This window comes from Bizionia paragorgiae, assembly GCF_900107625.1.
Taxonomy (GTDB): domain Bacteria; phylum Bacteroidota; class Bacteroidia; order Flavobacteriales; family Flavobacteriaceae; genus Bizionia; species Bizionia paragorgiae.
The window spans coordinates 191,682-213,586 of record NZ_FNQK01000002.1; the positions used below are offsets into that span (position 1 = coordinate 191,682).

Below are 21,905 nucleotides of genomic sequence, written 5' to 3' on the forward strand. Positions count from 1 at the left end.
CTATTTTCTTTTTCTTATTAATTTTGCGGGAACACCTCCAACTATTTCGAATTCACCGACATTCTTGGTTACAACAGATCCTGCTGCAACTATACTCCCTCGGCCTATGTTAACACCAGGTAAAATAATTACGTTTCTACCTATCCATACATCATTTTCTATAACGGGTATTTCATAACTAGTCTCCCCTTGTTTTATCATTGGAATATCTACTCTTTCAAAATTATGTGCCGATTTTAAAATAGTAACATATGGCGCAATCATAACAAAATCACCAATTTTAGCACCTTGAATATAAGCATGCTCGTTTATGTGACAATGCTCCCCAATACTAACAGCATCTATATTCCCTATATAAATATTCGATTCAAAATAATTTTGAGGATTAGGTTTCATTATTTTTAAAACATTACAAACATAACCACAGCGTATTCTATTAAAAATCATCGCGTATTTAGAATGTGGTAAATACTGAATTATACTATAATAAATAGCATACTTAATTTTGTTTAACATAGTGGCTCAATTTAGATTCAGCGTATAAATAAGGCATAACGGCCCATCTTAGCGTATTTCTATTTATTCGTTTTCCTAAATAATTGATTTGCGAGTATATTTCTTCTCCTTTTATAAAATGACGTTTTACAGACTTATTAATTATTGTAGCAAATTTATAATCTTTAAGCAACAAAGCTAAATTTATCATTTCAGCGTTATCGTATAAATCCCATTTTATAATAGAGGGCTTATTAGACATTGAAAATCGTCTACATAAATCCGTCTCTGAGTCAAAAAACGCTGATTTAACATAAGCATAGCCATTGGCAACAACCTCGTCTCCATTATTTAAAGGCACATAGACCATTGTTTTAATTAGGTTTTTTAAAATAAAACATGAATGAAAACAATCAATAAATGATCTATTATCTAACGGTGCATAAAACCACGATCCGTCTTTATTTTGATTGTTTTTTATAAAGTTATACATCTTCTGTATCTTATTCTTTATATAGCTGCTTTGTTCTGGGAGAAAATCAAGTAATAGTGCATAAGAATACATTGAATAAGATACAGCATTTACGATAATTCGATCTTTGAACGGGCCGTAAGATGTTGCTAACTCACTTTCTGTTTCTAGCATTATCTTAATATCATCCTCTAAAAAAGCATAAACACTTAAAATAACTTTAAGTATAGCTTTATCATTAGAGATTTTATAATACGCTATTAACGCCTCCAAGACATAGGGTGTATTAGTAGAAAAGGGAGTGTTTTTGGGGTATATTAAATCTTTAGCAACTGGTAATTTAATATTAATGCCCCAGCAATAATTTTTATAACCTTCTGTTCTATTTTCGACTAACCAATCTATATGTTGCTTTGCGACATTTAAGCAAACCGCTTCCTGACTATTCTTATATTCATTTAAAGAAATAAGTGCTGCAAATGCTCTAACCACAGGGTATTCCTGCTTTTCATAGAACAACCTTCTTCTTTGATTTAACATATCAAATAGTGTTGCAGAAACAGCTAAAACCCCACCAACATATCTGTTTTTATTAAATAGGTTTTTAATTTGAAACCCCAAACTGGTTTTCCAAATATCATAAGGATCATAGGTTTCCAAACTATCGGCATCCATACATTTGGAATTTATCATCCTAGAATTTGTTTATATTTATTAACGACAGCCTCCTTAGAATATTCTTTTAATATGGTTTCTCGGGGATTATAATTCTCTAAATTATTAACACAAATTATTAAATTATCTTCGAACGACTGGTAATCATCCTTCTCAAATAATTCGCCATTAATACCAGGAATAACATATTCTTTTATAGCAAAATCATTAGTGCCTAACACGGGAACACCACAAGACATAGCTTCAAGGCCAACCGATCCTAGACTTTCTCTTTTAGTAGGAAATACAAAGACATCAATAGCATTATAAAATATTGGCATGTCTTCTTTTTTCATCATTGAATGTTCAACAGTATTTTCAATAGACTTTAAAACCTTAGAATATCTCTCCTTATCCGCTCCATATTTAATATAGTGAAATTCAAGTACTACCTTCCGATTAAACTGTAAGTTTCTTGCATTATTCAAAAGCTCTATTATTAAATCAAGACCTTTTTCCGCTGATAAATGAGAAGAAAACCCAATTTTCACTATAATATCATGACGTTCTTTAACTGAGTTTAAAGGCTTAAAAACACCAACATCTACACCACCACTAGGTGATACAATAATAGCTTCTTTGTCCACTCCTAATTTTTCGGAAACATTATAAGCAAAATAGTTTGAAGGTGAAAAATGCAATGCCTTTTTGGGTACAAATGCATAAGATATTTTATTAAATACCCTCTTAAATTGGCCAACACTTTCAATATCATCACCATGCCAATGAATGATTACTTTATTTATTTTATTAAAATGAACTACTAATGGTAAAAATGAATGCGGGAAATTATTAATATAAACATAGTCGTAACCTTCATAGTTCTTAAAGGTCAATAAATTATAATAATAAGATAAATAACATTTTATTTTACCAGTTAATGAACTAAATGCCGATGACATAACCAATAGATCCACGTCAAAATTTGAAGCTATTAAACACTCTTTTATAGATTTTATATAAGAAACATAATGTTTGTTTTTTTCTGAGGGATATCCATTATTGATTAATAAAATTTTTTTCATAATTTATTTTTTATGCAACGACCTAAGTTCTTTTACTACTTATTGAATTGAAGAAAAACAAACTATTAAAGAAAGCGAAAAATACAATTCCCATATGTCTATTTAAAATATTCTCAGTTACAGAAGCAACTACAATAATAATAAGAAAACCAAAATGCAGCACCTGTTTACGACTTAAAGACACGACCACGCTATAAATATATAATAGTAATAGAGCACACAACCCTAACACACCACCTCTTGCATAACTATTAAAGTACTGGCTATGAGTTTGGTAGTCTTTTTTTGCATAAGCTTCCAAATTACTATTATTATAACACGTATTTAAACGTTGCTGCGTAAAACCAAAACCACTGCCTATAAAAGGGTTATAATTACCCACATCTACCGCACAATGCCAAATTTTCAATCTCGGGCCAAACCCTCCATTATAATTATTATCCTTGCCATCGTCTCCGTATTTGGCATACTCGTAGTCGGTTTTTAAACCAAAAGTCATATCAATCATACGCTCTTTAACGATTGGTATAAAATTAAGCACTAAAACAGGTATCATAGTAATAAGCAACAATATCATTATTCTCTTTGTCTTATCTAACGTTTTTATTTTGAAAGCCAATAAGTAAATAATGATTAAAACCAAACAAGTTAAGGCGATACGACTTCCGACAAGAAAAATAGTAAGACCTAAAAAACCCAATAACAAAATAGTAATCAAAGGGTTATTTTTTGTGTTTAAATACCTATATAATACCGCAGTAAACGCTAAGCACAAATACATGCCTAAATATGTAGGATGAATATCTAACACTTCGGTAAAGTCATAATATGTAAAAAAATACCAGTTAATTGTAGAAAAATCTGGCATAAATAGAAACTGACGATAAAGTGCAAACCCCAAAAGAAAAACAGAATAAGCTATAGAAGAACACACTAACGACGTTAAAACTATTTTTACAAGCTTACTATCTAGCCAAAATTTTAAATAATAAAACAGGACAGGAAATAGTATTAGCGGTAAAGATCGAACTAAGTTTTTGGAGTAACTATTCCATTCTGAGTAAAACCCTTGCATTAAAATAAACAAAAAGGGAATAATTAAAATTATAACGGCTTTAGTAGGTAAAAATACAACCTCTTTGCGTTTAGAATATATAAAGAATAGACAGTAGGCTAATAATAAAATTATGGTGATACTATTTATATTACTTTTTAATGGCATTGTACATACCACTACACTTAATACAACAGATAGCTTATTATTAATAAACTGCTTTATCATTAATATAGGTGTTTATGTATGCAAACACTATTATAATAAAAATAGGATTTACACTAGATGTAAAAAAATGTCCTGAGAAAAATGATTGTAAAAAAAACACAATTACCATAAAATAGAATAAATTATTTTTAATACTTCCAATGATATATTTTTTGTACAAGAACAAAAATATTACACCATTAAGCAGACCAAAAAACAAAAATACATCTATAAAGTCCATTTCCACTAAAGCTATATAATCATTAGGATTAGAGATGTTTTGGCCACCAATTGTATAATTAACGACATCTAATTTTTCTAGATAGGGTAAAACCCGGGATTCTATAAACGTATTTCTCCCCCCTAAAATGGTGAATAAAAACCCTTTATTGGTGAAAAAATAAAAATAATATCCAAATACTTGTTTTATTTTTGATAAAGAAAGTATAAAAATCACTGTTGAGACTACAATTCCAATAAGTAAATAGATTAATTTTTTAGTTGACATCCTTGATAAAAAGTGGAAAAGAACCAAGAGTATGATGCCAAGATATACAGCTTTCATTCCGGTAATAGCGCATAAAAATAACGCAAATAATAATTGTATAAGTGGTTTTCTGTTTACTTTCCAATCATAATAATAAACAAACAACGCCATCAAATAAAAAATAGAGGCTTCATTTTGGGCTAATATTAAACCATCATAACCAAATCGCGGCGTTCCTGTAGGAAAAGTAGAAAATAACTTTATATTAAATAGTAATCCTATAATAGCCAAGTAGCCATTAACCAAAAATACTTTTTTAAAGTTTTCGATCACCTTTTGCAGTGCATCCCTATCTTCCAGTACTTTATAAGTGGCAAAAAATATAAAAAATATAAAAAAATACTTATTAAAATAGATAAACTGTTCGACTAAAGAAACATTGATTTCAATAATATATTTTAAGTATAAATTACCAATAAAAAAACAAATCAAGAAGTAAAAAAACCAAGTCATCCATGTTAATCTCTTTTTATTAAAGAACACTATAATAGTAGACAAACAAACAAGCTCTAATAGCAAACGATATATAATAGCTAATCTAGAAAATGTAGGAAAATATAAACTACTTAGCTTATTTACACCATCAAACGTATAGTTAAGAGTTACTCCTGTTATTAATAGAAATAATGCTATTTGAGTTTCGGATATTTTTAATTTTCTAACAGGCATTAATTCCTAAAATACAGTTTTTATTTTCAAAAGATTGAAGTGTTTTAATTTAGATTTTTAATAGAAGTATCAAGATACTCTAAAGATTCCAATCTTATTTTAGTTAAGTTTTTTTCCAATTTATTAACGTCGATGTCTAATTTTAAATCCGAGAAATCACTTTCTTCATGTATTAATCGATCGCTTAAGCCCAACAAATTCAACAAACTAACAACTCTATTAGACCTTGCTTTTGACACTATTGAAGCGAAAGGTTTTCCAAATAGTGTTGCAAAACAAGTTCCATGAAAGGAATCAGAAATAACAAAGCTAGCATTAGTATACAATTCAATAAATTCCTTTGGCCCTGCATCTTTTATATGTTCACCTATTCTAGTAACCGGAATCAGCATACTATCAATTACAATTACTTTTAAATTTAATTTTTCTGAAAAATATTTCACAGCATTTTTAAGTAGTTCGGTTCTGGGAACGGAGTACACCAAAATGTACTTTTCTTTTGGCTCCCTTTCTTTAATGTTAAACACATTAAGCCACTCTTTTTTAGATAGTAACAATGTAGGGTCTACCACATGATGAATCTCCTTTTGAGGAATAATTTCTTCAAGTTTCTTTTTTCCATCACTTTCTCTTGTTGAAATATGATTGTAGCTAGATAACAAATCCTTGACAACATTTTTTTCACCGTCATTGAAATTATGATTACCTATGCTAGATGCATATGCTATTTTATTAACGTTTTTTTCTACAAACGATAAAAAGAATATGGGATCGATCGTAGTATTCGGACTAACTATAATTGGATTCCATATTTGATCACTACCAGACACGTATACGTCATAACCACTTGCCTTACCGTCCATAAGATCTTGAGCGGAATACGGTTTTGTAAGATTCATTTTAGACGTGATAAAATTACGAAATAATTTAAGCATTTTAGTACGACTTCGAAGTCTTAAAATGTCATGAGCAAACATTTTAAACCCATGAATAGATGGCGCAAAACGAATTAAATCAAGATGTTGCGAAAGGTGTCTATTGTTGTAATCTATTGTACTTACTTCTCCATATTTAGAAAGTGCTATTTTGGTTGCATACGCTTGTAAAAGTGCACCATAATTATTTACTCTATGAATTGTTATTAATGCTATCTTCATTTTATCTTAATTCTAATTTACTAAACACTTCGTGAAAAGGTCTTCTTGAAGACCTGCAAACTATATTTGCCTTTTCTGGATACCCCACAGCAATCATCATAATAACTGTTTGATTGTTCTCTATTTTTAGTGCTTCCCTTAACGCTTTATCTGCTTTTGGTGTTTGACTCCAGTTTAGCGGACATGATGCCACACCCAAAGAATGTAATGCATAAATAATAGACATGGACATCATCCCTCCATCAATCCAATGTTGATAGTGTTCTGAACCCGCAAAAAACGCCTTTAAATCGGTTGTAATAATCATTAAGTTTTTCACTTCTTTTCCAAAAGGTCGATTCCCACTTTGGTAACTCAATGCTTTTTGAATCACCTCTTGTTCAGAACTATGAAAAACATGCCAGGCTTGTCTATTACAGACAGATGGTGTTTTCATTGCTAATTGAACAGCCCTTTCTATTGTATTATTTGGTACTACTTCTTTACTAAATTCACGAAGCGAATATCTCGATAAGAAAAAGTCTTCAGGCGTTTCTAGAATACCCTTTTTATAATTATTAATAGAATATTGTAATGCCCCATGTAGATCATTAGACTGAAAATCCATTTTATCAAGCTCTGATAACATTTGTTTTGATTTATCTAAGCTTTTATTCTCAGGTAAATTTAAAAACTGAAATAGTACGTCTTTTGCTGCTTTATCGTGATATCCCAATTCTCCTTTTTCATTTGCCACACTTAATCTATGTAGTATTTTTTCTGCGTTCGACCAACCTGAATTGGGGTTTCTTTTCTTATAGCTAAGACTCTTTTCTAAACCATGATACACCATAGCCGAATTATAATTACGTACTTGATTGTCTTTTAAATTTTCTTTCCATCCACTATAGTAAAAGAACCTTTTAAAGTCGTAAAAGAAACCATTAAAGGCATTTAACAACCTATAAAAACTTCTAAAAAAAGGTCTGATTTTTTTCCAAATAAACATTATATATTATTTTTGTTTTGCATAAAAACCTTTCTGTTTACGGCTCTATGATATAAAAACAGTAGTAAAACATTGCTAACGACTGTAGAAATAGCTGCTCCTTTTGCCCCAAAAGATGATATAAGCACACTATTTAGTAGTACATTAAACAAGGCTATTAAACCCATTAATTTTACCTTAAACTTCATATTATCCTTAGTAACAAGTGTAGCTCCTACACTATACGATAAAAAGGAAAAAGGTAAAGTTAAAGCTAAAATATTTACTAAAGCAATAGATGGGTTATAATCAAATCCAAACAGTATTGGAATAAAATAACTAGAAGTCCCTAATAGTATCAACATTAATAAGACACCTAGAATAAACATAGAAATATTTCCTTTTTTATATACTAAATACAACTTTTCTTGATCTGAATTAGCCCATCTATGATATTTGACCAACAAGAATTTTCCAAAAATTATAGAAGGCAGGACTAATACTCCTGTAAGTATTACAAATGCAGTATTATAATACCCCGCCTCTACATTTCCTGCTATATACTTTACCATTATTATATCACTTTGAATGTATATAAAGGCAAATACAGTCCCTAAACCGAAAGGCCACGTTTCGGATAAAACATGTCTTAATTTCGGGATTACAACTTTAATATCCACCTTATCTAAATGCCCTTTTAATTTAAATTCGTCTGTACTCATTTTTCGTAACTTAAAGAGACTTAGAATTGTAAATAAAAACCCTACTAATGCGTAAATCAATCCAACTTGAAAGAGAGATAATGAAATATTTAAAACGTAAAAACTTAAAAGGACTAATAATAGCCTTAATAAATTGGAAGAGAGTTGCCAAAAAGAAAGAAACATAAATCGTTCTTCTAATTGCAGTTTTGATGATACCAAATCAATAGAAATATATCCATAAATATAAAAGCACAACACCAGTAACAAATTTTCAGTACCGTCATCATTTAAATTTAAGACATACAATAAGACTATAAATCCGGTTATAATAAACAGTGTTATTGTAACAAAAAGAAATGAAGGTTTTAACCATCTTATCCCTTCCCAGCCTTCCTTACCAAAAGCTTTTAACCAAAACTGAGATACACCAAATCCTGCTAAAAGGGAGAGAATTGTAACAATTGAAAAAGCCGAAGAAAAAACACCAAATTCGTTAGGCCCAAATTCTCTTGCTAATATTATATATAATAAAAATGTACTCCCACTTCCTAAAAAAGAACCTCCCCATAAAAATGATAAAGATTTTAAAGAGGATTTTAAAGACCGTTTATTTGTGCTTTGTCCAGTTTTCAAAATATAGCTTTTTATAATCCTATGTTTTTAAGAGTCACTCTGTTACCAATGGCACCATTAAAAACCTCATTCTCGTATTTATAGAGGTATAAATCCATACTCTCGAGCCTTTTAAAATCTCCTTCAAAATTATGTATATAATAATTATTCATATTATACACTTTAAGTTTAGGGTTAAAATCTATATTTCTAAAATAACTTTTAACTTTATTCATTTCAGCAGTTTTAATTTCCTCATCCCCATTTAAAATTTCAATTTTCACCCCTAACCTGTATTTTTCTGCTATTTCTCTTTTTATACTCTTATTCAACATTAGAACAAGTTTATACTTATTTTGATCTATTTTAAATATTGCTAATTTTTCTAGAATAATGTCATTAATTAAATTCTCTTTAACTAGCCTCGTACGTTCATAATCTACCAAACCCGTTTCTAAATGTTTTAGTAACTTATCTTGTTTACAAGAAACCAACATTAATACAGAAACTGCCATAACTACCAATTTGTTCATCGTATAAAATGTTTAATTAAGCACCCCACAAAAGTCTAATACCACTTTATTAGAAGGAATTGCTAAGGTTTTAAACTCATCGTGAGCGACTAAAAACGCAATAATATCTGCCTGCTTGATAGCCTCCTTAAAGCCTGTTATTTTAAATACTTTATGGTCGGTTATATTAGGTTCTACAATATAATATTCTTCGTTATTAGCATTTTGTAAAACTTTTTGCACAATATATTTCGCTGGAGATTCTCTTAAATCGTCGATATTAGGCTTAAACGCTAATCCCATTAATGCGATACTAGGTTTACGCCCGTGCTTTAATTCGAATTCTAGTTTTGCTGTTTGAACTTTTTCGGCACACCAAAACGATTTATAGTTATTTATCTCTCTTGCTTTACCTATAATTTGAGATTCCATTGGGTATTCGGCTACAATAAAATAAGGATCTACTGCAATACAGTGACCTCCTACTCCACAACCCGGTTGCAATATATTGACGCGGGGATGTTTGTTTGCCAAAGCTATTAATTCCCACACGTTTATATCTGCTTTATCACAAATTAAAGACAACTCGTTAGCGAAAGCTATTTGAACGTCACGCGACGAATTTTCTACTAATTTACACATCTCTGCCGTTCGTGCATTTGTTTTATGTAATGCTCCTTTTATAAATTGGGAATAAAATGCAACGGCCTTCACCGTAGATTTATCATCTACTCCTCCAATAACGCGATCGTTATGTACCAATTCGTACATGACATTTCCTGGTAATACACGTTCGGGACAATAGGCAATATTTATTTTTCCATTAAGTTCTGGGCGTTCAGTATATATTAGATCCATCATCTTTTCGGTAGTCCCCACAGGAGATGTCGATTCTATAATAAACAAATCTTCCGCTTTAAGTAATGGTAATATGGCTCTAGTCGCTGCCTCTACAAAAGAAATATCAGGCTCATTTTTAGCTTTAAACGGTGTTGGAACAACAATTAGATAAACATGAGCTTCCACAGGTGTTGTAGCGGCTTTTAAATACCCCTCTTTAACGGCTCTAGCAACGGCTGTATCTAGTTCCGGCTCTACGATATGTATTTTACCTTGATTAATAGTGTCTACCACACTCGGATTAATATCTACGCCGTGTACATAGGTCTTATTTTGAGCTATTAAAGCTGCTGTTGGCAAGCCTATATAGCCTAAACCTATCATTACAACACTCGGACTTTTACTCATACTTTATAACTTTGAAATAAATTCTACTATTCGCTTACAAGAAGCTCCATCGCCATACGGGTTATGTAGTGTACTCATTGCGGAATACGCCTCCGTATTATTTAATAAACGGGTTGCTTCTGTAACTATTTTATCTTTATTGGTGCCAACTAAACACACGGTTCCCGCTTCTACAGCTTCAGGTCTCTCGGTAGTATTACGCATCACCAAAACCGGTTTACCTAAGCTAGGTGCTTCCTCTTGCACCCCACCACTATCTGTAATAATTAAATACGACTTACCCATTAACCAAACAAATGCAGGATAAGATAACGGATTGATGAGATGTATATTACTAATACCTTCTAGTAATTCGTAGACCGGTTTTTGTACATTAGGATTTAAATGCACAGGATAAATAATTTGGACGTCATTATTTTGTACGGCTATATCTTTAAGTGCACTACAAATATTAATAAATCCTTGACCGTGATTTTCTCTACGATGACCGGTAACTAAGACTAATTTCTTAGAGCTATCAACGACCTCTTTTAGTCGGTCTATTTCGGTATCAGAATAGGTCTTAGAAGTCACTTTTGCCGCACTAAATTGCAGGGCATCGATTACTGTATTACCAGTGACTACGATTGTATCTTTTTTAATGTTTTCGTTAAGTAAATTTTGTTGAGACGATGGGGTTGGTGAAAAGTGATAATCGGAAATGACTCCTGCTATACTTCTATTCACTTCCTCTGGAAACGGCGAACGCTTATTAAAAGTACGTAATCCTGCCTCTATATGACACACCTTAGCTCCAGAGTAAAACGCTGCAATACTCGCTGCCATCGTGGTTGTTGTATCACCATGTACATATACAAAATCAGGTTTAAAATCCTCTAGTATAGGTTTTAAATTGGTTATGATATCTGCTGTTAACGTATACAAGTTCTGATTAGGCTTCATTAAATCTAAATCAAAATCTGGAATGATTTCAAAAAAAGATAACACCTGATCTAACATTTCACGATGCTGAGCCGTAATACACACTTTGGTATCAAAAGTATCAGAATGTTTTAAAAACTCCTTAACTAAAGGTGCCATTTTTATAGCCTCCGGCCGAGTACCAAAAATAATTAGGTTTTTTTTCATGAATGAAGAACGTCTTAAATTAATTAACTGGCTTGTATACTATTTTTCAAAAGTACTATTTAAAATAGTTAATCGTAAAGGTCTTCGCAACAATCTTAACCAGAACAAACCTTATTTCAAGCAAACATGATGTATTTGATGTCCTTATAAATGAATTTGAGCGAGTATCAGATAGACTTGGTTTAAATTAAAGGATTTAATACAAGTTACAACCTATACCCTAAACCATTACTCCCAAAAACTAAATACTACCTTAAACTATCAATAACACGCTTTAAACTCACCTTCCAATCGCGTCGGAAGTCTGCAGGGATTTTTGACTTACTCATTACGCTATATGCCGGTCGTTGCGCTTGTGTTTTAAAGGCCGCTACAGGCGTTATTTTTGCAGAATCATAGTCCGTGTAATGCTTTGCTATTTCAAGCCCGAAATCGTACCATGTAACCTCTCCCTCGTTACTGTAATGGTAGGTCCCATACGATTTATTGTTTGAGCGCATTATAAACAGTACAAAATCGACTAAATCCACACAACTAGTAGGCGTTCCTCTTTCGGCAGTTGTGATTTTCAAATCGGCTTGTTCTTGAATTTTATTAGCAATCGTTTTTAAGAAGTTTTTACCATTCTTAGAGTACAACCAAGAGGTTCTAATTATAAAATGGTTGGATAAAACAGCTCTTATATAGTCTTCTCCTTGTAGTTTTGAATCGCCATAGACATTGATTGGACCGGTTATATCGGTTTCTACATACGGCACAGTTTTTTCCCCGTCAAACACATAATCGGTTGAAATATGAATCAGGGTGGTACCGAATGTATTACACACCTCAGCCAAATACTTTGCACCATCGGCATTAATTAAAAAAGCAGTCTCTTTATCCGTTTCAGCTTGTTCTACATTGGTATAGGCCGCACAATTAATACAATATTGAAAATTATAGTTAGCGAAAAAACCTTCAATGACAGATTTATTAGTGATATCTAACTCGTCTTTGTCTACAAAAACATAGGTTTCATTTTCAGCATAATTTGCCTCTTTAAAAGTTAAGCCTAACTGACCTTTACCGCCTGTTACTAAAACATGTATTGGGTTCATTTATAGGGTTTCGAATGTTGGTAAAATACTGTCTTTTTCAGAGATAATAAGTTTATCGAATGGTAATTTCCAATCGATATTTAGAGTAGTATCATTGTATATAATTCCACCTTCTGAAGCCTTATTGTAATAATTATCGCATTTATACGAAAATATTGCGGTATCACTAAGCACTACAAAGCCATGTGCGAAACCGCGAGGTATAAATAATTGTTTTTTATTATCATCCGATAATTCTACTGATAAATAATCCCCGTAGGTAGGAGAATCCTTTCTAATATCAACTGCTACATCTAAAACACAACCTTTAACTACGCGCACTAATTTAGCTTGTGCCCATTCCTCTTTTTGGAAATGCAAACCTCTTAAGACCCCTTTTGTAGAGTAAGATTCATTATCTTGAACAAAATCAACCTTTTGTCCAATAAGTTCATTAAATGTCTTTTGATTAAAGCTTTCGAAAAAATATCCTCTCGAATCGATAAAAACTGAAGGTTCAATAATAAAGCACTGCTTTAATTTCGTTGGGATTGCTTTCATTGTAAAATTTTACTGCTCTAAAATACCTAATAAATGTTTACCATAACCGCTTTTTATAAGTGGTTGTATAAGGATTCTAAATTCTTCTTTGTTTATATAACCCATTTTATATGCCACTTCTTCCAAAGCTCCAATTTTGAGACCTTGACGCTCTTCTATAACCTGAACGAATTGAGACGCTTGCATTAACGAATTAAAGGTTCCGGTATCTAGCCAAGCGGTGCCTTTATCTAAGACACTTACTGTTAATTTGCCTTGCTTTAAATACGCTTTATTAATATCGGTTATTTCCAATTCACCACGGTGACTTGGTTTTATATTTTTAGCGATATTAATTACACTATTATCATAAAAATAAATTCCAGGAACTGCATAATTAGATTTTGGATGTTTAGGTTTCTCTTCAATAGAAATAACCTGTCCTTCCTTATTAAACTCTGCCACACCGTAACGTTCAGGGTCCAATACGTGATAAGCATATATAATACCTCCATCGGGATCGTTATTGGCTTGAAGAAGCTTTTCTAAACCAGTACCATAAAAGATATTATCTCCTAGAATTAGCGCTACTTTATCATTTCCAATAAATTCTTCACCGATAATAAAAGCTTCAGCTAATCCGTTGGGTTGTTCTTGTACAGCATATTCAAAATAACAACCATACTGTGTACCATCTCCCAACAGCTTTTTAAATAACGGTAAATCTTGAGGCGTTGAAATAATTAATATCTCTTTAATTCCCGACCACATTAATGTCGATAAGGGGTAATAGATCATTGGCTTGTCGTAAATAGGCATTAATTGTTTACTTACAGCCAATGTTAAAGGGTGTAATCGTGTTCCCGACCCACCTGCTAATATTATTCCTTTCATAATTAAGCGTCTTGATTATACTGTTTACTGTAATATGTTTTATAGGCTCCAGAGGTTACTTGTTTTAACCAATCTCCGTTTGCCATATACCATGCTATGGTTTTCTCCAAACCTTCTTCGAAAGTTACCGAAGGTTGCCACCCCAATTCATTTTTAATTTTGTTAGCATCGATAGCATATCGTAAGTCGTGACCTGGACGGTCTTTTACATAGGTTATTAAGGCTTCAGAGGTTCCTAAAGCTCTTCCTAAAGCCTTATCCATTTGTGTACAAAGCAGTTTAACCAAATCAATATTTTTCCACTCATTAAAACCTCCAATATTATACGTTTCTCCTAGTACTCCTTTATGAAATGCGGTATCTATAGCACGAGCATGATCGATTACATACAACCAATCTCGAGTATAATTCCCATCGCCATAAACCGGCAACGGCTTGTTATGAATGATATTATTTATAAATAATGGAATTAATTTTTCTGGGAAATGATTTGGTCCGTAGTTATTAGAACAATTGCTTATTACATACGGTAATCCGTAAGTTTCACCATAAGCGCGAACAAAATGATCTGAACTTGCTTTCGAAGCTGAATAGGGAGAATTAGGGTCGTAAGAGGTTGTTTCTGTAAACAATCCTGTTTGTCCTAATGATCCATATACCTCATCGGTACTTACATGGTAATACAACTTATCCTTCCAATCGTTTTGCCAAAGGTTTTTAAACGCATTTAGCAAAATCATAGTTCCTAAAATATTCGTTTTAGCGAAAGCTAAAGGGTCGGAAATAGAGCGATCCACGTGACTTTCGGCAGCCAAATGTATTACACTATCAAATTGATGGGTGGTAAATAAGGTGTTAATTTGTTCTTCGTCTGTAATATCGGCTTTTAAAAAAGTATAATTTTCAGACTCTTCAATATCCTTTAGGTTTTCAAGATTACCAGCATACGTTAATGCATCTAAATTATAGATGTGATAGTTCGGGTATTTAGTAACAAATAATCTTACAACATGCGAGCCAATAAACCCAGCACCTCCTGTAATTAATATTGATTTATCTTCTTTTTTTAACTGTTGATTTAACATAGTAATGGTATGGGTCTAATCAATTACATGATTGGAATATTATAAAGGCGTAATACTATAATCTTAAAAGCAGAAGCTTAGGTTAGCTATCTAAAGTTAAAACACCATTGGTTTCTAGTGTATACTAAGCTATATCTAGGCTTTATAATTATTAACAAAAACAACGACACGCTTTATAATAAACCCTAAACATAAGATTAAAAATACCACAGTAGGTAAAATAATAGAATACTTTTCTATTAGTTTATCTTCTTTATTACCAATATTTTGGAACGTAGAAATAACATCTACAAAAACATCCTTTGTAATTATTTTTTCTTCTATTTTTTGTAATTCTTCTCGTAATTCTATCTCTTTTTCTAGCAATTCATATTCCCTAGTATTTGACCGTTCTTGAGATAGGGCTAATCCACCCAACATAACTTCTTTATTTGGGCTATTTGCCTCCTCGTTTAACATGTTAATATAAACACGTTGTAAAGACATAACTTCTTCTAAGTTTTTCTGAATATTATCTCGCTGAAGTTTGTATAATTTTTCTTCTTTTATTTTTTTAGTATTAGAAAAAGCATTGGAAAATGCTGAACTAACACCAGGCTCTAGGTCTTTAAATATATTTTTTTTCGTTGATTCTGCAACTATTGTAAATATAGTACTTTGGTATATACTTCTATTTTCTAAAAACTCAGGATAACTAATAGGATCAGCAGTACGTGTACTGTCTAATTGAGCCATAAACTCCTGATAAGCTAAATATTTTTCGTTCTCAGATTCAGGTCCTGGTTTAATTTTAAACGCCGTTAACGCTTTAACATCCACATCTAAACTATCGTTATCAAAAATAACATTAAGCGCATCATAATCTTTATTTGAAATTAAGGAATTGAAATAACCAATATTAGATACCAATTGATACTTAGTACCAAAATATGGTTCTACTAGCATTTCAGAACTATAAATAGGTGTATTAGTACGCTCTAAAAAATAACCTAGCACAGAAGTAACTGCTAGAACAATTAGTACTGGTTTCCAAAAATCGATAATAACCTTTAAAATAGAGATTATAAACGAAAAAATTGATTTAATTACCCCTCCTATAAAATTAAATAATCTCGAAAATGTATTTCCGATTAAATTAAAAAACATTATTAAATCGATTTCTTCTGGGTTCGATTTAGGTTCCTGCTTGTGTATCTCACTCATAAAGATTAGTTCGTTATATAGAATTACTTGTTAGAAACAAGCAATAATTAAATACTTTAATAAATTTAATTAGGTTAATAAATGTACAATTTATTTTAAATAAGAAAAATCAACAACTCTTTAAATAAAATATGCTATGTGTTACTATTAAAAATTTGTTGTAAAATTTTTCTTGTAATCAGGTATGTCGGTTTTACTCCAGAGGTTCCTAAACCTCCAGAAGCTAGTGTGCTTCCTGTTTCTAATGGGTTATCACTAGCGTAATAGGCATATCTTACTTTAACATCAGGGTTTATGCTACGTCTTACTTTTGAAGCTGCTTGGATGGCTTTTTGGTAATGAGCGCCTTCCATTTCAAGTCCGATAACATTCCATGTAGAATCGTGGAAGAATTTTAAAATGTCTTTATTTTGAAGAGAGGTTCCTAAAACAGAAACCATTGCTCCCTCATACACATCGATCCCCTCGCCTTCTAAATCCGATTTACTCAATTCATTTTTAAATGGATAATTATCGGCTGTGCCTTCAAAAATATGTGCCGACGGAATCATGATATCTCCTTTTCCACCTTCTAAAATCCCCGCTTTACCCATTATAGATACAGAATCCACATTTAAATGAATGTCTTGTTTTCTAGACTTATAAGGTTTTAAGAGCTCGTCTATAGTTTCGTACGCTTGCTCTCCAAATGCATAATCCATTACAAAAAGCACAGGGGCTTCCTTATCTTTCTCTATAGTTTTAACACCCAGATCTAATTTTTCAAGATCTAACTTTGCGGTATCAAAAATCTGAACATCGATATTGGTACCCGAGGTATCTTTAATAAACAACATACCTTGCTGTAGCGCCTTCTGAGTTACCTTTTTACGCAAGGCTTCATTATCAGAATTACTCAGCTTTTCATAGGTTACAAATATGTCTTTATCAGCTTTGGTTTGTTTTATCGCTAAAGGTGCATACAAGGTGTTCATAACACTATGTAAATTGGCACTAATAATATGAATAGGTCGCGATAATAAATTATGCTTTTCTAAGGTTTCTTTTATGGTATTTGCCCACATTTCACCATGAATATGGTGCCCCAAGCGCTCGCGTAATACCGGACTAAAGGTTACCGTGCGTTTATTGTTAGATATGACCTCATCGATAGCTAATTTTCCTAACCAATAGATAATATGTAAAATACGTTCTGGCTGCTGGTTAGTGGCAAATTTAGAGTGCGCCTCTTTTACTTGTTCAAAAGTACGACCTAAAATATTTGCTGTATGAGATAGAGCGATTTCACGCTCTTTTAAACTTAATTTATCTTCGGTTAACACCGCAGCTTCCAACTTTTGCCAATCGCGGGTTGTGCTTCCATTTTCATCAATAAGCACACGCTTGCTTATTTTATGAGACTCGATAAACAAAAAGGTTAAATGCGTTAAAATATCATAAATCTCAGAGCGCCCTCTTGTGATTTCAATATTCATTTGCTCCTTGTCGATACGGTAACAATTTCGTCTTCGTTTAGGAGGAATAATCACTTCAAAATGAGAGTTAGCATAACCTTCATCGCTTGTTAAATTAATAAAACGACACTCTTCAATTCCAGCAGGCAACCTATCTATAACATACAATAAGCCATCTAACTCGGCTTTTTCATCGGCTATAGAGCCATAAATTTCTGGTCGTAATACCAATAGGGATTCACGAAGCGTTTCTCCCGAAATACCCATGGGTTTATAAAACCCTCTATTAAATAAATGGCGCATAGTAATATACATACGCTCTATGGCATTAGAACTTTCTTGTGCTCTGGTTCTTACATGGAATTTTTCTTTATTCATATGCTTTATTTAACAAACAAAGATAGCATTATTTCCCAACAATGTACTTTTGCAATGCATTAGCAATCTTACGATCGTTAGATAGACGCGGCAGTTTATTCTGTCCGCCTAATTTACCTATCGATTTCATATACTCCTGAAACCCGTTGTTTTGTACTTTGGTAATTTTTAAAGGCTGAAGTACTTTGCCTTCAATTAAATCTAAATAGTAACTATTTTGCTGTTGTAATGCCTGATCAATTTTATATGCAAAAGCATGTATATCATCAGGTTCCTGTTCAAATTCTATAAACCACTCGTGATAAGGAAGACCTGATTCTGGAGTAATTTGAGGAGCTACCGTAAACTCTGACACTCTCGCGTTTCCAGTAACAATAGCCTCTTGCAAAGCATATTCTACTTCTTTACCTATAACGTGCTCTCCAAAACCTGATATAAAATGTTTAATACGACCGGACACAATAATTCGGTACGGTTGTGTACTCGTAAACTGTACGGTATCGCCAATATTATAACACCAAAGACCCGCGTTTGTAGAAATTAACATTACATAATTAACCCCCACTTTCACATCTTTAATCGTGATGCGTTTAGGGTGTTCTTTAAAAAAGGAATCGGCTTCTACAAATTCATAAAACATACCCGAATCTAGTTGTAATAGCATGCCTTTTTCTTTCTGACGATCTTGAAAAGCAAAAAACCCTTCACTTGCAGGATAGAGCTCTATACTATCGACTTTCCTTCCTATTAAATTTTCAAATTTGGCGCGGTAAGGTTCATAATTAACGCCTCCATAAATAAACAGATTAAAATTTTTAAACAGCTCGCCTACCGGTTTTCCCGTGCGTTTCTGAAGTCTTTCAAAGTACATTTGTACCCAGGAAGGAATTCCTGAAATCACCGACATGTCTTGGTCTACTGTTTCATCTACAATAGCTTCCACTTTCGTTTCCCAATCTTCTATACAATTGGTTTCCCAAGATGGCATTCGGTTTTTCTGAAGGTATTTAGGAACATAATGCGCAACTATTCCAGATAAACGCCCTAATTGTATTCCGTTTTGAGTGGTTAGAATTGGGCTGCCTTGTAAAAAAATCATTTTACCATTAACAAAACTTGAATTCCCGGTTTCGTTAATATACATTAAAATCGCATTTCGTGCGGCTTTAATATGATTAGGCATGCTTTCTTTAGTAATAGGAATGTATTTCGCTCCTGAAGTCGTCCCAGAGGTTTTTGCAAAATACAGGGGTTTTTCTGGCCATAAAATATCAGACTCCCCTGCAACCACACGTTCTACATACGGTTTTAGGTCTTCATAATCACGAATAGGCACTTGCGCTACAAATTGCTCGTAAGTCTGTATTTCTGAAAACTTATGATCCTTACCAAACTGGGTGTCTTTAGCCTGATTAATGAGATCCTGAAAGACCTTATCTTGTGTTTTAATAGGCTTATCGGCCCATTTTTTAACACTTAAATATGTAAAGTAAGCAAAGGGTTTTGCAAGTAAAGATTTAATTGACATAAGCTATTTAAAATCTATAAAATTTGTTGGATTTACAGAGTAACCGTCACTCCATAATTCAAAATGTAAATGAGGTCCCGTAGTAAAATCTCCAGTGTTACCTGAAGTAGCAATGACTTCTCCTGCTTTCACTAAATCACCTTGACTTTTTGTTAACGACGCATTGTGTTTATAAACAGAAATAAGACCATGGCTATGTTCTATAATTACCACATAACCGGTTTCGGCAGTCCATTCAGAAAAAATTATTGTACCATCAGCAGTTGCCTTTATTGGCGTATTTTTTGCGACTACAATATCAACAGCGTAATGTTTAATTTCAGGATTATAAGCTTCGCTAATCGTACCAATTACTGGCGGAAATAGTATAAAGTTGGTTTTAGAGATTGCCGATTCAAAAAGGTTGTACTTATCTTCCTTTTCAACGCGCTCTCGCAATAGGGAATCTTCAGGACTTGGTTTTAAATTAATATCTGCAGTTTCAATACTCGCCGCATTAATAATAGAATCTCTATTAAATACCACTGTTTTTACATCGCCTTCTAACACTTTTTTTATAGAGGCGTAATACTGTTCGTTCAAAGTAATAACTTTTTGTAGCGAGTCCGTTTTAAAATTAAGCTCTATAGCTTTCTTCTTTAAAGCGGTAGATGAATATCCTGGTATGTATTCTCTAAGCGACGTAAAAGCGATTAAAAGTATCGTGAAGACGACAAGGAGAATAGAAGACAAGGTAACAAGTACAAATACATTTAACCGGTTAAGTTTGAATGATAAGCGCTCTTCGAACGTAGCTTCATTTAGAATCACTAATCGATACTTGTGTAGTAGTTTTTTAGATATTTTCTTGGATTTCTTCTTCTTGACTGTCATAATAAGCAAAAGTAAATAAAATAATAACTCTACCTGATTTAGAATATGCTAAAGTTAGCTTTATAACGTTGTTTTTAAACTTTAATTACTAACTTTGCATCCTAAATTAAAAGTTATGATAGCATCAAATATATTTTTAGGAATGGTTGGTCCATGGCAAATAGCGGTTATCGTTATACTTGTACTGTTATTGTTTGGAGGTAAAAAAATACCAGAATTAATGAGAGGTCTTGGTAGCGGAATTAAAGAATTTAAAGACGCTAGTAAAGAAGAAGATGAAGAAAAAGCTAAAGATTCTAAATAATTAATCTTTTACAGATATAAAAAAACCAACGTAAATACGTTGGTTTTTTTATATCTGTATGTTTTAATACTAGTCTATTTTAATAGATTTTATCATAGCTTCAAGTTCAAATACATGCTCTCTTTTCTCTATAGATGGCGCGTAAGCAAACCCTTCGGCTACTACATACCTATTATTATCTTTGTCTTCTATAATATAAGTTATAAACGGTCCTGACATAAAAGCGTTTTGAACTTCCCAAAGTCCTTTAACCTCCCATGCTGGTTTATTATCTAAAGTGGTTTCAAACAAATGAGGCGCATAGGCTTTTTCGGTAATCATATAACTGCCGTCTGTAGGCCCTGGGATGTATTTTTGTCCAATAGAGTCTCTAATTTTTACAATACGACTTACTAAACTATCTTTATCTTTTAAGCTGTTTAAAGGAATGTCATAAACTAATAAGTTTGTATATCCTGTAGGAATATCTTTACGCATCCAGAAAAAATTATCTTCATCTTTAGAAATGCGATACGCTGTTGAATACTGAATATCGACACCTAATTTCTTTTTAAGACTTGTTGCTGGAAATAACGATTTGCGAATACGACGTTGTTTTTCGGCTATTTCTTCGACTTTAAACGCCTTAACAATAGTTTGTGCATTTGCTTGTAATTGCTCTTCTATCTCTTGTATATTAGCACCACTTACCACAATAAATTTCTGAGGTCGTGCGTACACATTATCTTGAATGGTCACACCAGCCTCTCCCAATTCAATTTTAATAATATCCCTATTTATTCTAGAAAACCCGGTAAATACATGTGGTGGAATCTGTTTTAATGAAAATAGTGGTTCATCCTGAGGCAATCCATCTATAGGAGCGGCTAGTACGTTTCTAACTGCTTGTCCTAAACGGCCCTCCCATTTTTCATTTTCTATTACTACAGCCACTGTATTTAAGGGACCTGAAGATTCGGGAATAACGCGATGTCCTTTCTTATTTCCATCCTTACACGAGAGCGTAATTAAGACAACAGCAATAACTAAAAGTCCTTTTCGTATCATAATATATTGATT

Annotated in this window: 20 protein-coding genes and 1 pseudogene; 1 reads left to right on the top strand and 20 read right to left on the bottom strand. The window is 32.5% G+C overall.

From position 1 onward, the window contains the following. From BLV64_RS14860 to BLV64_RS02185, 19 genes and pseudogenes are all read right to left on the bottom strand, one after another. Window positions 1-162 (bottom strand): annotated as a pseudogene (locus BLV64_RS14860) (DapH/DapD/GlmU-related protein); the annotation flags it as partial. Between the two features lie 337 nt (window positions 163-499). Then, complete coding sequence (locus BLV64_RS02100; protein ID WP_092131786.1) at window positions 500-1,660, bottom strand: hypothetical protein; 1,161 nt, start codon at window positions 1,658-1,660, stop codon at window positions 500-502. After that, a complete protein-coding gene (locus tag BLV64_RS02105) occupies window positions 1,657-2,706 on the bottom strand; it encodes a glycosyltransferase family 4 protein (protein ID WP_092131789.1) in 1,050 nt (349 codons plus the stop codon). The genes BLV64_RS02100 and BLV64_RS02105 overlap by 4 nt, the downstream gene beginning before the upstream one ends. 22 nt (window positions 2,707-2,728) lie before the next feature. Next, a complete protein-coding gene (locus BLV64_RS14820; protein WP_092131791.1) occupies window positions 2,729-3,988 on the bottom strand; it encodes an O-antigen ligase family protein in 1,260 nt (419 codons plus the stop codon). After that, window positions 3,969-5,183 carry a hypothetical protein gene (locus BLV64_RS02115; RefSeq protein ID WP_092131794.1) on the bottom strand — a complete coding sequence of 405 codons (1,215 nt, stop codon included), beginning with the start codon at window positions 5,181-5,183 and terminating at the stop codon, window positions 3,969-3,971. The genes BLV64_RS14820 and BLV64_RS02115 overlap by 20 nt, the downstream gene beginning before the upstream one ends. Window positions 5,184-5,227: 44 nt before the next feature. Further along, window positions 5,228-6,340 carry a polysaccharide pyruvyl transferase family protein gene (locus BLV64_RS02120; RefSeq protein WP_092131797.1) on the bottom strand — a complete coding sequence of 371 codons (1,113 nt, stop codon included), beginning with the start codon at window positions 6,338-6,340 and terminating at the stop codon, window positions 5,228-5,230. A 1-nt stretch (window position 6,341) separates the two neighbouring features. Then, on the bottom strand, window positions 6,342-7,328 hold the full coding sequence (locus BLV64_RS02125) for a nitroreductase family protein (RefSeq protein ID WP_218138662.1): 987 nt from the start codon (window positions 7,326-7,328) through the stop codon (window positions 6,342-6,344). Further along, a complete protein-coding gene (locus BLV64_RS02130; RefSeq protein WP_092131800.1) occupies window positions 7,328-8,644 on the bottom strand; it encodes an oligosaccharide flippase family protein in 1,317 nt (438 codons plus the stop codon). The genes BLV64_RS02125 and BLV64_RS02130 overlap by 1 nt, the downstream gene beginning before the upstream one ends. An 11-nt stretch (window positions 8,645-8,655) precedes the next feature. Continuing rightward, window positions 8,656-9,156 (bottom strand): hypothetical protein, encoded by a 501-nt coding sequence (locus tag BLV64_RS02135; RefSeq protein ID WP_092131802.1) that lies wholly within the window; start codon window positions 9,154-9,156, stop codon window positions 8,656-8,658. Between the two features lie 12 nt (window positions 9,157-9,168). Further along, entirely contained in the window at window positions 9,169-10,383 is a 1,215-nt protein-coding gene (gene wecC, locus BLV64_RS02140; RefSeq protein ID WP_092131805.1) for a UDP-N-acetyl-D-mannosamine dehydrogenase, read from the bottom strand. Between the two features lie 3 nt (window positions 10,384-10,386). Next, window positions 10,387-11,511: a non-hydrolyzing UDP-N-acetylglucosamine 2-epimerase gene (gene wecB, locus BLV64_RS02145; RefSeq protein WP_092131808.1), complete on the bottom strand. Its 1,125-nt coding sequence runs from the start codon at window positions 11,509-11,511 to the stop codon at window positions 10,387-10,389. A 248-nt stretch (window positions 11,512-11,759) separates the two neighbouring features. Beyond that, entirely contained in the window at window positions 11,760-12,608 is an 849-nt protein-coding gene (gene rfbD / locus BLV64_RS02150) for a dTDP-4-dehydrorhamnose reductase (RefSeq protein ID WP_092131811.1), read from the bottom strand. Next, a complete protein-coding gene (rfbC, locus tag BLV64_RS02155) occupies window positions 12,609-13,148 on the bottom strand; it encodes a dTDP-4-dehydrorhamnose 3,5-epimerase (protein WP_092131813.1) in 540 nt (179 codons plus the stop codon). Between the two features lie 9 nt (window positions 13,149-13,157). Next, window positions 13,158-14,021, bottom strand: coding sequence for a glucose-1-phosphate thymidylyltransferase RfbA (rfbA, locus tag BLV64_RS02160; protein ID WP_092131815.1), 864 nt, complete (start codon window positions 14,019-14,021; stop codon window positions 13,158-13,160). A 2-nt stretch (window positions 14,022-14,023) separates the two neighbouring features. Then, window positions 14,024-15,106, bottom strand: coding sequence for a dTDP-glucose 4,6-dehydratase (gene rfbB / locus BLV64_RS02165; protein WP_092131818.1), 1,083 nt, complete (start codon window positions 15,104-15,106; stop codon window positions 14,024-14,026). A gap of 135 nt (window positions 15,107-15,241) precedes the next feature. Then, a complete protein-coding gene (locus BLV64_RS02170; protein ID WP_092131821.1) occupies window positions 15,242-16,309 on the bottom strand; it encodes a hypothetical protein in 1,068 nt (355 codons plus the stop codon). A gap of 134 nt (window positions 16,310-16,443) precedes the next feature. Then, window positions 16,444-18,141, bottom strand: a complete 1,698-nt coding sequence (locus tag BLV64_RS02175) for a DUF6909 family protein (RefSeq protein ID WP_092131824.1) — start codon at window positions 18,139-18,141, stop codon at window positions 16,444-16,446. Window positions 18,142-18,169: 28 nt separating this feature from the next. After that, on the bottom strand, window positions 18,170-19,669 hold the full coding sequence (locus tag BLV64_RS02180) for a GH3 auxin-responsive promoter family protein (protein WP_092131826.1): 1,500 nt from the start codon (window positions 19,667-19,669) through the stop codon (window positions 18,170-18,172). A 3-nt stretch (window positions 19,670-19,672) separates the two neighbouring features. Further along, on the bottom strand, window positions 19,673-20,542 hold the full coding sequence (locus BLV64_RS02185) for a M23 family metallopeptidase (protein WP_092131829.1): 870 nt from the start codon (window positions 20,540-20,542) through the stop codon (window positions 19,673-19,675). A gap of 115 nt (window positions 20,543-20,657) precedes the next feature. Between BLV64_RS02185 and BLV64_RS02190 the strand changes: the two genes are divergently transcribed. Beyond that, window positions 20,658-20,846, top strand: a complete 189-nt coding sequence (locus tag BLV64_RS02190; RefSeq protein WP_092131831.1) for a Sec-independent protein translocase subunit TatA/TatB — start codon at window positions 20,658-20,660, stop codon at window positions 20,844-20,846. Window positions 20,847-20,915: 69 nt separating this feature from the next. Here the strand turns inward: BLV64_RS02190 and BLV64_RS02195 are convergent, their stop codons facing one another. Further along, window positions 20,916-21,893, bottom strand: coding sequence for a DUF4837 family protein (locus BLV64_RS02195; protein ID WP_245705849.1), 978 nt, complete (start codon window positions 21,891-21,893; stop codon window positions 20,916-20,918). Between the last annotated feature and the right edge of the window lie 12 nt (window positions 21,894-21,905).